This is a genomic window from Stenotrophomonas sp. CASM110, from assembly GCF_049384345.1.
Taxonomy (GTDB): Bacteria; Pseudomonadota; Gammaproteobacteria; order Xanthomonadales; family Xanthomonadaceae; genus Stenotrophomonas; species Stenotrophomonas muris.
Genome location: NZ_JBMRGI010000008.1, coordinates 180,920 through 194,844, shown reverse-complemented (window position 1 = coordinate 194,844; position 13,925 = coordinate 180,920). Strand labels below are relative to the sequence as shown.

Annotated in this window: 10 protein-coding genes; 2 read left to right on the top strand and 8 right to left on the bottom strand. The window is 67.1% G+C overall.

The genetic code is table 11. The annotated features are described in order from the left end of the window. Positions 1-24 precede the first annotated feature (24 nt). The 8 genes from VG561_RS09430 to VG561_RS09395 form a co-directional block, all read right to left on the bottom strand. A complete protein-coding gene (locus tag VG561_RS09430) occupies positions 25-564 on the bottom strand; it encodes a phosphatase PAP2 family protein (protein WP_032955935.1) in 540 nt (179 codons plus the stop codon). Continuing rightward, a complete protein-coding gene (locus VG561_RS09425) occupies positions 545-1,690 on the bottom strand; it encodes a glycosyltransferase family 4 protein (protein ID WP_049407510.1) in 1,146 nt (381 codons plus the stop codon). The genes VG561_RS09430 and VG561_RS09425 overlap by 20 nt, the downstream gene beginning before the upstream one ends. Before the next feature lie 169 nt (positions 1,691-1,859). After that, positions 1,860-4,784: a TonB-dependent receptor domain-containing protein gene (locus tag VG561_RS09420; RefSeq protein WP_032955931.1), complete on the bottom strand. Its 2,925-nt coding sequence runs from the start codon at positions 4,782-4,784 to the stop codon at positions 1,860-1,862. A gap of 317 nt (positions 4,785-5,101) precedes the next feature. Further along, positions 5,102-6,628: an exopolyphosphatase gene (gene ppx / locus VG561_RS09415; protein WP_032955928.1), complete on the bottom strand. Its 1,527-nt coding sequence runs from the start codon at positions 6,626-6,628 to the stop codon at positions 5,102-5,104. 175 nt (positions 6,629-6,803) lie between these two features. Beyond that, positions 6,804-8,891, bottom strand: coding sequence for a polyphosphate kinase 1 (gene ppk1, locus VG561_RS09410; protein ID WP_046429123.1), 2,088 nt, complete (start codon positions 8,889-8,891; stop codon positions 6,804-6,806). Positions 8,892-8,895: 4 nt separating this feature from the next. After that, positions 8,896-10,227, bottom strand: coding sequence for a phosphate regulon sensor histidine kinase PhoR (gene phoR, locus VG561_RS09405; RefSeq protein ID WP_423179535.1), 1,332 nt, complete (start codon positions 10,225-10,227; stop codon positions 8,896-8,898). A 106-nt stretch (positions 10,228-10,333) separates the two neighbouring features. Then, a complete protein-coding gene (gene phoB, locus VG561_RS09400; RefSeq protein ID WP_005408258.1) occupies positions 10,334-11,023 on the bottom strand; it encodes a phosphate regulon transcriptional regulator PhoB in 690 nt (229 codons plus the stop codon). A gap of 116 nt (positions 11,024-11,139) precedes the next feature. Beyond that, a complete protein-coding gene (locus VG561_RS09395) occupies positions 11,140-12,840 on the bottom strand; it encodes a M48 family metalloprotease (RefSeq protein WP_169410554.1) in 1,701 nt (566 codons plus the stop codon). Between the two features lie 88 nt (positions 12,841-12,928). Between VG561_RS09395 and grxC the strand changes: the two genes are divergently transcribed. After that, positions 12,929-13,219 (top strand): glutaredoxin 3, encoded by a 291-nt coding sequence (gene grxC, locus VG561_RS09390; protein WP_004154541.1) that lies wholly within the window; start codon positions 12,929-12,931, stop codon positions 13,217-13,219. Next, positions 13,216-13,608, top strand: coding sequence for a carboxymuconolactone decarboxylase family protein (locus VG561_RS09385; protein WP_004154542.1), 393 nt, complete (start codon positions 13,216-13,218; stop codon positions 13,606-13,608). The genes grxC and VG561_RS09385 overlap by 4 nt, the downstream gene beginning before the upstream one ends. Positions 13,609-13,925: the final 317 nt, after the last annotated feature.

Sequence of the window (13,925 nt, the reverse complement as noted above, 5' to 3'; positions counted from 1 at the left end):
AAGGAAAAGGATCTGACCCCGGGGTTACACCGGCAGCGGCAGCCAGGTCAGGCTGGCCGAAGCCAGCACGATGGCGATGGCGGTGGCTGCCAGCACATCGGAAGGATAGTGCAGGCCCAGGACCACCCGCGACAGTGCAACGCCACAGGTGAACGGCACCAGCAGCGGCGCCAGCCACGGGTAGTAGGCCAGTGCCACGATGGTGAACGACACCGCATGCAGGGTGTGTCCGGAGGGGAAACTGAACTCGTCCAGCGGCGCCACCCAAGCGCGGATGCGCAGGTCGGCCGCGTAGGGCCGCGGGCGCCGGGTCCAGCGCTTGAGGACCTTGTACAGCAGCAGCGCGGCCAGGCCCGTGGCGGCCATGTGCACCGAGGCGCGCAGGCCGTCGAAGCCGTCCAGCACCACCAGCGCGGCCATCAGTACGTACCAGAACACGCCATCGCCGAGCCGGCTGATGACCGCGAACAGGCGACGCACGCGGCGCCGCCGGCAGTAGTGGTTTGCGCGCCGGCACCAGCGTGCTTCGCGCCCGGCCAGCAGCTCAAGCGGCGTAGTGCGCATGGCCGTTCCTCCGCGACTGTGCCAGTTCGGCCAGCAGGGCATCGAACTCGGCCACCACCTGTTGTGGATGCAGGCGCTTCATCGCGCGTGCGGCATTGCCGCCCAGTTCGCGGCGCTGCGCGTCATCGGCGGCCAGTCGCACGGCGGCCTCGATGAACTGATCGTCGCTGTCCACGGCTGCGCCGTTCTCGCCATTGCGCAGGTACTCGCGCGCGGCGCCGTAGTCGAAGGCCACGGTGGCCACACCGCTGGCCATGCTTTCCAGGGTCACGTTGCCGAACGTCTCGCTGCGGCTTGGGAACAGGAACAGATCGCCGCTGGCGAAGTGCCGGGCCAGCGCATCGCCGCGCTGGATGCCACAGAAGATGAAGTCGGGGTTTTCATGTGCCAGCTTCTCGCGGGCCGGGCCATCACCGACCCACACGAAGCGTGCCTTGGGCCGGATCTGCTGCAGCCGGCGGAATGCCTTCACTGCCAGGCCGAGGTTCTTTTCGGCAGCGATGCGGCCGACATAGATCGCCACCAGGCCGTTGCCATCCACGCCCCATTCCTCGCGCAGCGCGGGATCGCGCCGTCCCGGATCGAACTGCTGGCTGTCCACCGCGCGGGCCAGCAGGCGCACGCGCTCGAAGCCCTGTTCGCCGAGGAACTGCTGCAGCTCGCGGGTCGGCACCAGGGTGGCATCGGCCTGGTTGTGGAAACGGCGCATCCAGCGCATGGCTGCGGCCTGCAGCCACGCCACGCCGTAGTCGGGCAGGTACTCGTCGAAGCGGGTGTGGAAGCCGCTGGCGACCGGAATGCCGAGGCGGCGCGCAGTGCGCAGTGCCGACCAGCCGAGCGGACCTTCGGTGGCGATGTAGACCGCATCCGGGCGTTGTTTCTGCCAATGGCGGCCCAGCCGGATCGGCGCCGGCAGTCCGAAACGCAGGCCGGGGTAGCGGGGCAGGGCGGCGCCGGGAACCAGCAAGGTGCCGGGTGCCGAATCCAGCGCTTCGCTGGACTGGCGGGGGCGGACCAGGTCGATCTCGTGCCCGGCTGCGCGCAGACCTTGTTCCAGCCCCTGCACGGTGAGGGCGACGCCGTTCACTTCCGGTGGATAGGTCTCGGTGACGATGGCATAGCGCATGGCGGGCCTCCGGGTTTCCGGCATGCTCGGGCCTGGCGATGTAGCCGACATGACCGCTTTGCGACCATCAGATGACGGTGGCGCCGGCCAGCGCCTGGGCGCGGCGGCCAATAAAAAACCACGGCCCCGAAGGGCCGTGGTCGTCATGCTTCCGTCACAGCGCGATGGATCAGAAGCGCTGCTGGTACTTCATGTAGATGAAGCGGCCGATATCGTAACCACCGTAGTACGAGAAGGCCGAGTTCGGCTTGCTGTACATGACCGGGCCGGTCTTCTCGAACACGTTGTTGGCACCGACCGACACGGTGGCGTCCCACGGCAGCGAGTAACGCACCTGCACGTCGTGGAAGGTGACCGCGCCGCGCTCGTTGTAGTTGCGTGCGCCCTTGTACCACGGTGCGTACACACCCGGATCCGAGCACTCGTCCGGGTACAGCGCGATGTTCGAGCAGGTTTCCTTCACGCCCGAATAGTAACGCGCGGTCCAGCTCGCGCCGAAGTTGCCCCGCTCGTAGCCCAGCACCAGGTTGGAACGGACGCGGAAAGCGCTGCCGATGCCGTTGGTGACGATCGGGACGATCGAGCTGTCGTTGGAGGTGCGGTAGGTCGCACTGGACACGTAGGTGGTGGCCGAGTTCACGTTGAACTTGCCGAACCGGGTGTCCAGACGGTAGCTCACGTCCAGATCGTAGCCTTCGGTTTCCATGAAGCCCGCGTTGCGGTTGCCGAACTTCAGGTTGGTCACGATGCCGGTCACCGGGTCACGCTGGAAGCGCGAGCAGCGCGCGTCGATACCCGATTCGTAGCAGTCCTGCAGGATCTGGGTCGGCGTGTCGGCGATGATCGTGTTGTCGATGCGGATCTTCCACCAGTCCAGCGAGGCGTTGAAGCCCTGGATGAAGCTCGGGCTCCAGACCAGGCCCAGCGTCTTGCTGGTCGAGGTTTCCGGCGTCAGCAGCGGGTTCGACCCGGAGGTGAACGGCACCGGGGTCGCGTCCGTCGACGTGTTCACCGGGGTGCCACCCTGGCGCAGCTGGCGGAAGGTATTCGCATTGGCGATGTCGCGTGCGCAACGTGCACGGACTTCCGCGCTGGAGGCCGAGGAACCGAAGCGGGTGTCGCACGGATCGCTGAACTGCGCGAAGGTCTCCGAACCACCACCGAACAGGTCGCTGATGGTCGGTGCACGGAAGCCCTCGGCCCAGGTGCCACGCACCATCAGCGAGTCGATCGGCTTCCACTTGAAGCCGAACTTGCTGTTGAGCGTGTTGCCGAAGGTGTTGTAGTCCGAGAAGCGGGTTGCGCCATTAAAGGTCAGTTCCTTCGCGCCCGGCAGGTCGGCCAGCACCGGAACGTTCACTTCCAGGTAGGCCTCGTTGACGGTGTAGTCACCGCCGGTCGGGCCCGCGGCCAGGTTGGTGGTCGCGCCCGTCTGGGCCAGGGCATCCGGGGTGTACTTGCCTTCTTCCTTGCGGCTTTCCACGCCGAACGCGAAGCCCAGGTCGCCAGCCGGCAGGGTCACGATGCTGCCAGCGATGTTGGCAAAGAAGTTCTTGGAGGTGGTACGGCCCTTGGTGATCTCTTCCGGGAACAGCCACGCCTGCAGTTCTTCGTTGCCGTACAGGCCATCGGCAGCCGTCGTGCCGTACGGCACCAGCGGGTTCCACGGCTTGCACACGTCATAGGAGATCGGTGCAGCGGCGGTGCCGCACTGCACCTTGCCGGTGGCGGCGTTGTAGAACGACGGGCCGACGCCGCCGGCGACGCGACCCTTGTGCAGGTTGCCGGTCGCCACCGATTCCAGTTCATTGCGGTTGTACTGGTAACCCACTTCCCAGTCGAAGTAGCGGCTGCCGATCTCGAACGAACCGTCGAACGACGCCACCGCGCGGTAGGTCTTCAGCTCGCTGGTGGTCACGCGCGGCACTTCCCAGGTGCGGCGGTTCCATGCCACGGCGGTCGGGGTGGCATACCCGTGCTGGCGACCGAACGGATTGAAGTAGCTGTTGATCGACATCGAGCCGACACCGGCGGTGCTCGACTGCAGCGGATAGCCCGCGATCTGGCGGGTGGACTCACGCTGGTTGTAGCCCAGCTCGGTGCGGAAGTTGACGTTGTCGGTGATCTTGAAGCGGCCGTCGAAATAGACCGAGTCGCGCTTGACCGGATACATCACGTGCATCTGGTCGTTGGCGTTGCTCACGTCACCGGTGAACGGCGTGCTATCGGTGAGGTGGTAATTGGCCGGGTTGGTGGGATCCGCGCCGCGGTTGAGGGAATAGCCGCAGCCCGCAGTGGCGGTACAGCCCGGGCCGCGCAGACCGGTGAACTGGCCGTACTGGCTGATCGTGGTCCAGTTGCTGCTGTCGTACGGATGGCGATCGGTCATGCCGTACTTGCTGAAGCCGCGATCGCGCGCCCACACGCCCTTCTCTTCGGCATGCTCGGCGGACAAGGTCAACGACACGCGATCGTTGCTCCAGCCGGCGACCACGTCGAAGCGGTCACGTGCGCCGTCGCCCTGGCTGTACTGGCCGTGATAGACGTTGGCGGTCACACCGGTGACATTGGAGCGGGTGATGATGTTCACCACGCCGGCCATGGCGTCGGAGCCATAGATCGCAGAGGCGCCGTCCTTCAGCACCTCGATGCGCTCCACGGCGGACACCGGCAGCGTGGAGATGTCCTGGTAGCCGGACGTGCTGATGCCCATGCGCTTGCCGTTGACCAGCACCAGCGTGCGCTGGGTGCCCAGGTTGCGCATGTCGATGTAGGTGCCACCAGCGTTCTCACCCGCGGTCAGCGCATTGGCGCGGCTGATGGTCGGGCTGCCCATCGCGGTGACGTTCTGCAGGATGTCGGCAACCGAGCTGAAGCCCTGCTTTTCGATGTCGTTGCGGCTGATCGCGAACACCGGCTGGGCGGTTTCCACGTCCACCTGGCGGATGCGCGAGCCGGTGATCTCGATGCGGTCGAGGTTGGTGGGCGTTGCGTTGCTGCCGTCCTGGGCAAACGCGGGCAGGGCGGCCAACGTTGCGGTGGTAGCCAGGGCATAGCGGATGGCCTGCCCCAGTGCGGTGGTGCGTGAAGTCATGGCGAGCTCTCTCTCTCAGGTCGTGCACAAGACGCCAAAGTGGGCGTCGAAGGAGCCAGCTGGGTTGATGACCGAGCCGGTGACCCGATAGTAGTCTCGTTAGTTAATGCTCTGTAAAGAGTTCGTATCGATTTATGTCACGGGACACCCCCATCCTTCACAAAACGTGAACAAAAGCAGGCGCTTACGTGAGAGGTGCGATACGCGATACGGTGCCGTCGTGATGCGAAGCAGCACAAAAAACCGCCAGACTGCGCAAAGTGGGGGTGCGAAGTGCGTCACTCCTGCTGTCCTGTGGACAACAGGCGACGGCGTATTCAGGCTACGAACGGACGGAACTGGATGCCCAGCCCGGCGATCCCGTCGGTCTCGCCGATCAGGTCGGCGCGCAGCAGCGGACGGGCATCGATGAACGCCTGCGGCACGATCAGCGACAGCCGGTTGTCGTCGGCGGTCAGTTCCAGCGCCGGCAGCGGGTCGTCCTCATGCGCGCGGTTGAGCAGCACCGCCAGCCGCAGCAGGGCCGCCAACCGGCGCGCGGTCAGCAGCAGTCGCTCGGGCAGGGCGTCGAAGGCGGTCTTGGTCACGCTGCGGCGATGGCTGCGCACCAGCGCGGCCAGCATCTGCTGTTCCTGGCGGGAGAAGCCGGCGATGTCCGAGTGCTCCAGCACGTAGCTGCCATGCACGTGGTAGCCGCTGTGGGCAATCATCAGGCCCAGTTCGTGCAGGCGTGCGGCCCAGCCGAGCATGCGCGCATCATCGGCATCGAGCTTCCAGCGTTCCTGCACCTGCTCCAGCAGTGACAGAGCAGTGTCCTGCACGCGGTCGGCCTGTACCGTATCGATACCGTAGCGCTGGCTGAGCGCAGCTACCGATTCATCACGCAGGTCGTTCTCGCCGGCACGGCCGACGATGTCGTAGAGGATGCCCTCGCGCATCGCGGCCTTGCTGACCAGCAGCTTCTGCAGGCCAAGTGCCTGGAACGCCGCTTCCAGCACCAGGATGCCGCCGGCGATGATCGGGCGGCGGTCGCTGGACAGGCCCGGCAACTGGATGTCGTCGATCTTCTTGGCCTTCAGCAGCTCATCGCGCAGTTGCGGCAGGGCCTCGGCGGTGATCGCGCCCTTGCTCAGCTTCATCGTCGCGCAGATCTCGCTGATCGCCTTGTGCGTGCCCGAAGAGCCCAGCGCTTCCTGCCAGCCCAGCGCGCGATACTTGCTGGCGAAGGGCTGGAACTCGCGGCCGATCTCGGCCAGCGCGTCCTTCCAGCGCTTCTTGCTGAGCTTGCCGCCGGGGAAGAAGCGCCGGGTGCTGGCGATGCAACCGGCCTGCAGGCTTTCGCGCTCCAGGGTCTGCATGCCCATGCCGATGATGAATTCAGTGGAGCCGCCACCGATGTCGATCACCAGCCGGCGCTGGCCGGGCTTGGGGGGTTGCGCGTGGGCCACGCCCAGGTAGATCAGGCGGGCTTCTTCGCGGCCGCTGACCACTTCGATGGCGTGTCCCAGTGCAGTTTCGGCCGGGACCAGGAACGACTGGGGAGAACGCAGCTGGCGCACCGTGTTGGTGGCCAGCGCGCGCACCCGATGCGGCGGCACATTGCGGATGCGCTGGCCGAAACGGGCCAGGCATTCCAGCGCGCGCTGCCGTGCGGCGGAAGACAGTCCGCCTTTGCCATCCAGCCCGTCGGCCATGCGCACCGTCTCGCGCAGGCGGTCGATCACCCGCAGCTGGCCGAGCGTGTAGCGCGCGATGACCATGTGGAAACTGTTGGAGCCAAGGTCGATGGCGGCCAGCAGGTCGCCATCCTGCAATGCGGGCGGAGTCGTGGAGGTATGCGGCATGGGCGAATGTTAGCCGAAGCGGCGGTGTGCTCGTCACCGCGCGGCCTTCACATTTTGGAAGGAGGCGTGCAGCAGGATTGCAAGGGGTCAGATCCCTTTCCCGCAGGAAAGGGATCTGACCCCGGGCGACCGCTGATCGAATCCCGACCTGCGGTCGGGGTCCACCGGGGCAGGACTACAGCCCCTGCATCAATGCCATCTGCGCAGAATGCGGGGCTTCGTCGTGCGCCGGCGCACGCTTGTGGTAGAGGCCGTCGGCGTCCAGTTCCCAGGCGTTGAGGTTGTCGTCCAGGTAGTTCTGCAGGACCTCGCGGTACACCCGCTTGGCCAGTTCCGGATCGAGGATCGGGAAGCAGGTCTCGACCCGGCGCAGCAGGTTGCGTTCCAGCCAGTCGGCGCTGGCGCAGTACATCTCCGGCGCGCCGTCGTTGCCGAACCAGTAGACGCGGCTGTGCTCCAGGAAGCGGCCGACGATCGAGCGCACGCGGATGTTGTCCGAGACACCCGGAACGCCCGGACGCAGGGTGCAGGCGCCACGGATGATCAGGTCGATCTGCACGCCGGCCTGCGACGCGGCGTACAGCGCGCGCACCACCTGCGGTTCGTTCAACGCGTTCATCTTGGCGATGATCCGCGCTGGGCGGCCGGCGGCGGCGATGCGCGTCTCGCGCTCGATACGGCCGAGGATGCCGGTGTGCAGGGTGAAGGGCGACTGCAGCAGGCGCTTGAGCTTCATCTTCGAGGCCAGCCCGGACAGCTGCTGGAACAACAGGTGCACGTCATTGCCGATGTCCGGATCGGCGGTGATCAGGCTGATGTCGGTGTACGCGCGGGCAGTGCCGCTGTGGTAGTTGCCGGTGCCCAGGTGCACGTAGCGGCGCAGCTTGCGGCCTTCGCGGCGCACGATCAGCAGCATCTTGGCGTGGGTCTTGTAGCCGACCACGCCGTACACCACCTGCACCCCGGCCTCCTGCAGGCGATCGGCCAGGCCCAGGTTGGCCTCTTCGTCGAAGCGCGCACGCAGTTCGACCACTACAGTCACATCCTTGCCGTTGCGCGCGGCCTGGATCAGTGCGTCGACGATCAGCGAATCCTTGCCGGTGCGGTACAGCGTCTGCTTGATCGCCAGCACGTTGGGATCGATCGCCGCCTGCCGGATCAGGTCCAGCACCGCGGTGAAGGCATCGAACGGGTGGTGCAGCAGCAGGTCCTGGCGCGCCGTGGTCTCGAAGATGCCGTCGCTGTCGCGCAGCGTGCGCGGGGTCATCGGCGGGTACTTCAGGTCTGGCTGCGCGATCAGGTCGTACAGCTGGATGATGCGGTTGAGGTTGACCGGGCCGTCGATGCGGTACACCGCGTTCTCGGTCAGGCCGAAATTCTGCAGCAGCGTGCGCACGATCTCGCGCGGCATGTCGTGGGCGATCTCCAGGCGCACCGCCGGCCGGTAGCCGCGGTCGACCAGTTCGTCGCGCAGCGCCAGCGCCAGGTTCTCCACTTCCTCCTCGTCCACCACCAGCTCGGAGTTGCGGGTGACACGGAACTGGTAGGCACCCTGGACTTCCATGCCCGGGAACAGCTCATCGACGAAGGTCGACAGCACCGAGGACAGGAACACGAAGTTCTGCGATCCGCCGAGCTTCTCCGGCAGCTGGATGATGCGCGGCAGCGAGCGCGGCGCACGCACGATCGCCAGGTGGCCGGCGCGGCCGAACGCATCGGTGCCCTTCAGCACCACCACGATGTTCAGCGACTTGTTGAGGATCTTCGGGAACGGGTGCACCGGGTCCAGGCCCAGCGGCGACAGCACCGGCATGATCTCGTTGCGGAAGTAGGCGCGCAGCCAGCGCCTCTGGCGGTCGGTCCAGGAATGGCGACCGAGCACGCCGATGCCGGCCTCCATCAGCGCCGGGCGCAGCGTCTCGTTCCAGCAGCGGTACTGCTGGTCCACCAGCTCCGCAGCGCGGTCATGGATGGCGTTGAGGATGGCCTGCGGGCTCATGCCGTCCGGCGCCGGCGGCAGGCCGAATTCCTGCGCGTGGCGCACGGCGGCGGCACGGATCTCGAAGAACTCGTCGAGGTTGGTGCAGGAGATGCACATGAAGCGCAGGCGCTCCAGCAGCGGCACCTGCGGGTCCATGGCCTGCGCCAGCACGCGGAAGTTGAAATCCAGCTGCGACAGCTCGCGGTTGATGTACAGCGACGGGTCGCGCAACGGATCGTTGTCCGGGCTCACGGGGAGGGGGAGGGATCCGAGGCTGCTCATGGCGTCATTCTTCGATGGAGGTCAGGGGGGCGGACTCGCGCGGGCGCACGTGGTCGGCATCGAAATGGCAGGAGAACACCGAGCCCTTGCCGACTTCGCTTTCAATCTCCAGCCGTGCGTGGTGCAGGCCGAGGATGTGCTTGACGATGGACAGGCCCAGCCCGGTGCCGCCGCTCTCGCGCGAGCGGCTGCTGGACACACGGTAGAAACGTTCGGTCAGGCGCGGCAGGTGGGTGGCGGGAATGCCGTAGCCGGAATCGCGCACCGCCAGCACGGCGCCGTCGCCTTCGCGGCGGAACTCCACCGCAATGCGGCCCCCGGCCGGGGTATAGCGCACCGCGTTGGTGACCAGGTTGGAGAAGGCACTGTGCAGTTCCTTGGTCGAACCCTGCAGGTCGACACCGGCCAGATCATCGATGCTGATCTGGTGGCGGCCCTGGCTGTGCGCCTCGGCCTCGCGGCGCAGGGTCGCCAGCATCGGCTGCATGGCCACGGTCTCTTCCTCGCTGTGCTCCTGCGATTCCAGCCGCGACAGGGTCAGCAGGTCTTCCACCAGCTGGGCCATGCGCTGGCTCTGCTTGCGCATTTCTTCCAGCATCGGGCCGGTGCCGGGGAAGTCCTCCGGATCCATCATGTCCAGGTAGCCGTGGACCACGGTGAGCGGCGTGCGCAGCTCGTGTGAAACATTGGCCACGAAGTCGCGGCGCACCTGTTCCAGGCGCAGCAGCTTGCTGACGTCGCGGGCGATCAGCAGCCAGTAATCCGACGAATAGGGAATCAGGCGCAGGTTCAGGCGGATCGCCGGATCGACCGGCGAGGGCACGTCCAGGATCGGTTCGGCATTGCGGCCACCGGCCAGCCAGTGGGCCAGCGGCATCGGCTGCAGGCGTTCGACCAGGGCCTCGCCAAGGTCGCCGGGATGGTGCAGGCCGAGCAGGGCGGTGGCCGCTTCGTTGAACCACTGCACGCGCTGGCTGTTGCGGTCCAGCACCACCACCGCGTCGGGCAATGCGGCGGCGGCGGCGCGGTAGCTGCGCAGCATGTCCAGCAGGCGGCGCTTGCGCACGCGCATTTCCACCTGATTGCGATACAGCAGGCGGTCCAGTTCGTTCCAGACGCCGGTGCCTTCTTCGGCGGTGTCCCAGCGCTGGCGCGCGGTCAGCCGCCGCAGCACGCTGCGCAGGCGCCAGTAATGCCAGGCCAGGGTAGCCAGCGCGCCCAGTGCGATGCACAACCACAGATGGCCCGTGAGCCACCCCACCAGTCCGGCGAACAGCAGTACCGCGGCAACGGTGGCCAGGGTCTTCAACCAGGCAGAGCGGATGTGGCGGGGCATTGCGGTCTCGTCGTTGAGGTGCGGCGGTTCACTGGAGTGAACCAAGGGTTATAGCAGAGTTGCCGGCACCGGCACCCGCAGGTGCGCGGTGCCGGCACGACGAGACTCAGGTGGCAGTGGAGAACCGGTAGCCGGCGCCGCGCACGGTCTGCACCATGTTCTCGGCGTTGAACGGTTCCAGCGTCTTGCGCAGGCGGCGGATATGCACGTCGATGGTGCGCTCCTCCACGTACACGCTGCCACCCCATACATGGTCCAGCAGCTGCGCGCGGGTGTAGACGCGCTCCGGATGGGTCATGAAGAAGTGCAGCAGGCGGTATTCGGTCGGGCCGATCGGCACCGGCTGGTCGTTGGCGAACACGCGATGGGCGGCGCCGTCGATGCGGATCGGGCCGACTGCCACGCTGCCGTCCTCGTCGTCCTCGCGGGCACGGCGCATCACCGCACGGATGCGCGCCAGCAGTTCGCGCGCCGAGAACGGCTTGACCACGTAGTCGTCGACGCCGGCTTCCAGGCCACCGACGCGGTCGTTCTCTTCGCCGCGGGCGGTCAGCATGATGATCGGCACTTCGCGGGTCAGCGTTTCCTTGCGCCAGCGACGGGCCAGGTCCAGGCCGCTGGTGCCGGGCAGCATCCAGTCCAGCAGGATCAGGTCCGGAACGCGGTCGGCGATCGCGGTCTGGGCCTCCCGGGCATCGCCGGCGTGGACCGGTTCGTAATCGCCCTTGCGAAGGGCGAAGGCGACCATTTCACGGATCGCGGGCTCGTCATCGACGATCAGGATGCGTTTCTGCACGAGGACACCGTAGGGCTCGGTTACTGGAGTGGTGCCAGTAGACTACGGTTTGATGACATGTTTGTGACTGCCCGGCCGGAACCGGCCTGGATTGCCATCGGCCGGTCATGCAGCGCTCAGCGCCGGTCCAGGTCCGGGTCCTGCACGCCCTGGCGGCGCAGCTCCAGCACGGTCGGGGTGATCGCTTCGATGCGGGCATCGACCCGCGCGCGGCCAATGTAATCCAGCGCCGGGTTGCGCTTGAGCGCCTGCAGCTGCAGCAGCGCCTGTTCCGGCCGACCGCTGAGGAAGGCGGCCTCGGCATAGGCCTCGCTGGCACGCACGCTGTCGCCGGCCAGCTCGCTGGCGCGGGCAAAGCGCTGCTGGAAGACCGGATCGTTACCGCTTTGCGACAACAGGGGGCGCAGCATCGCCTGCGCGCGCTGGCCGGCCTCGCGGTTGCCCTGTTCGTTCAGGATCTCGGCATAGGTCAGTGCCACCGGGCGGCTGTTGGGGTGTTCGCGCAGCAGCTGCTCGAAGCGGCTGTTGGCTTGGGCCGCCTGGCCTGCCCGCGATTCCGCTTCGCCCAGGCCCAGCGCCAGCCACAGGTTGCCGGGATGGGTCTGGAGCAGGCCGGCCAGGGTCTGCCGGGCCTGGCCGGCGCCGGCACGGCCACCGCGCATGACCGCCAGCGCCTGGCCATAGCGCTGCGCATCGTTGAGACCGTCCTTCTGCCGCTTGGCCAGGTCGGCATACTCGCGTTCCAGCTCGGGGGTGGAATCCGCGCTGAGCACGCGCAGGCGCTCACGTGCCCAGTCGAAGTCGCCGCTGGCGCCACGGTTGAGCTGGCCGATCGGGAGGCGCAGCACACTGCTGGGCAGCAGCGGGTTGTTGCCGCGCAGCAGCGGCTCGCCCAGGCTGGGATCGGCCGGGTCCACCCGCTCCTTGCGCTCGCCGGTGGGGGTGCTGGTGGTCAGCAGCACCGTATCCTTCTTCATCTGCTCGGCGCGGGCCTTGGCTTCGCTGATGCGGGTGATGTTGACCGGGTGGGTGCGCAGGAACTCGGGCACGCTGTAGCCCCCTTCGTTGCCACGCATGGCCGCCGACATCCGTTCGAAGAAGCCGGCCATGGCATCCACGTCGTAGCCGCTGCGCGACAGGGTGCGGATGCCCAGGCGGTCGGCCTCGGACTCGTTGGAGCGGGTGTAGTTGATCTGCCGTTGCTGCATCAGGCCCATGCCCGAGCTGATCGCGGCCATCGTCGCGTTGCCGGACGACGTGCTGTTGCTGGCCTGGGCGGCCACCACCGCCGCCAGCATGCCCAGCAGGATCGGGATCTGGTCACGCTGGGCGCGCTCGACGCCGCGCAGCACATGCTGCTGGGTGACGTGGGCGATTTCGTGGGACAGCACCGCAGCGACCTCGTCCTCGCGCTCGGCGGTCAGCACCAGGCCGGCATTGACCCCGATGTAGCCGCCCAGCGTGGCGAACGCGTTGATCTGGCGGTCGTTCATCACGAAGAAGGTGTACGGCTGCCGTGGCTGGTCACTGTTGGAGCCGAGACGGGTGCCCATGGTCTGCAGCCAGTCGTTGACCAGCGGATCTTCCAGCAGGTAGCCGTAGTTGCGCAGCTCGCGCAGCATCATCGCGCCGTACTCGGCCTGGCGGGCCGGGGTCAGCAGCTCGCCGGCCGAGGAGCCGATGTCGGGCAGCTTCTCCTGGGCCTGGGCCAGCGGCATGGCCAGGGCCAGGGTGACGGCGGTAGTCAGCAGCAGGGCTCGCAAGCAGGAGTTCCTCGGGCGGGGCGCGCCAAGCGTGGCAGGGCGGGGGGCAACCATTCGTTAATCCACAGTGTTGCGGCCGTGGCGTGGAAATTCCAGCGCACCGGTACCATATGTAGACCGTCGATCCATCGTGGAGTTTCCCGTGACAGCCCAGACCGCCGGCGGTGCCCCCGCCATCACCATCTATTCCACCGCCGTCTGCCCGTACTGCGTGGCCGCCAAGAACTTCCTGAAGAGCAAGGGCCAGCAGTGGACCGAGGTCCGCATCGACCTGGACCCGGCCGAGCGCGAGAAGATGATGGCGCTGACCCGCCGCACCAGCGTGCCGCAGATCTTCGTCGGCGACGTCCATGTCGGCGGCTACGACGACATGATGGCCCTGCACCGTGAAGGCAAGCTCGAGCCGCTGCTGGCCGGGCAGGGCCAGGCATGAGCGCGGCCGACGACGGCAGCAAGGACCGCATCGCCGAGTTCACCGAGTTCCGCAAGCGCATGAACGAGCGGATCCTGGGTGAGCCGAACCAGGTGGTGCGCCGCTTCTTCGCGCTGGACACGCAGACCTACCAGGCCGGCGCGCTGGACGTGAAGACCAAGGAGCTGCTGGGCCTGGTGGCCTCGATGGTGCTGCGCTGCGACGACTGCATCAGCTATCACGTGGCCCAGTGCAAGGACGCCGGCGTGACCCGCGAGGAGTTCTTCGAGACCTTCTCGGTCGGCCTGGTGGTGGGCGGATCGATCGTGATCCCGCACCTGCGCCGCGCGGTCGACTTCCTCGACCAGCTTGAAGGTGGCGCCGCCGCCCCGGCAGCGCACGAGCACTGAGGGGCGTGCCGGCCGCTGGCCGGTATTCCCTGAATCCGGCATGGCCGGGGTTGCCGGCCAGCGGCCGGCACTACCGCACCCGCGAGGGGCCTTCCCACGATCCAACAGCCCAGGAGCCCCCTTGTTGTTCAAGGGGGCGCGCCGACAGGCGCGGGGATAAGGCGGAATGCGCGGGCAATTCTGCCTGGGCCGGGCACTGGGACCATGGTCTATTTGGGACCTCGGCCCCGGCTCAGGCATAATTGCCGGTGAAACTTCCTTTGCGCCGGCGTTTCCGGGCACGTCCGGACGGCGTTTTTCCCCCTGTTCGGAACATC

Coding starts and splice junctions, on each gene's coding strand:
- VG561_RS09395 (WP_169410554.1), bottom strand. CDS start 12,840: ATGGTTGCCCCCCGCCCTGCCACGCTTGGCGCGCCCCGCCCGAGGAAC.
- ppk1 (WP_046429123.1), bottom strand. CDS start 8,891: ATGAGCAGCCTCGGATCCCTCCCCCTCCCCGTGAGCCCGGACAACGAT.
- VG561_RS09430 (WP_032955935.1), bottom strand. CDS start 564: ATGCGCACTACGCCGCTTGAGCTGCTGGCCGGGCGCGAAGCACGCTGG.
- phoR (WP_423179535.1), bottom strand. CDS start 10,227: ATGCCCCGCCACATCCGCTCTGCCTGGTTGAAGACCCTGGCCACCGTT.
- ppx (WP_032955928.1), bottom strand. CDS start 6,628: ATGCCGCATACCTCCACGACTCCGCCCGCATTGCAGGATGGCGACCTG.
- VG561_RS09420 (WP_032955931.1), bottom strand. CDS start 4,784: ATGACTTCACGCACCACCGCACTGGGGCAGGCCATCCGCTATGCCCTG.
- VG561_RS09425 (WP_049407510.1), bottom strand. CDS start 1,690: ATGCGCTATGCCATCGTCACCGAGACCTATCCACCGGAAGTGAACGGC.
- VG561_RS09385 (WP_004154542.1), top strand. CDS start 13,216: ATGAGCGCGGCCGACGACGGCAGCAAGGACCGCATCGCCGAGTTCACC.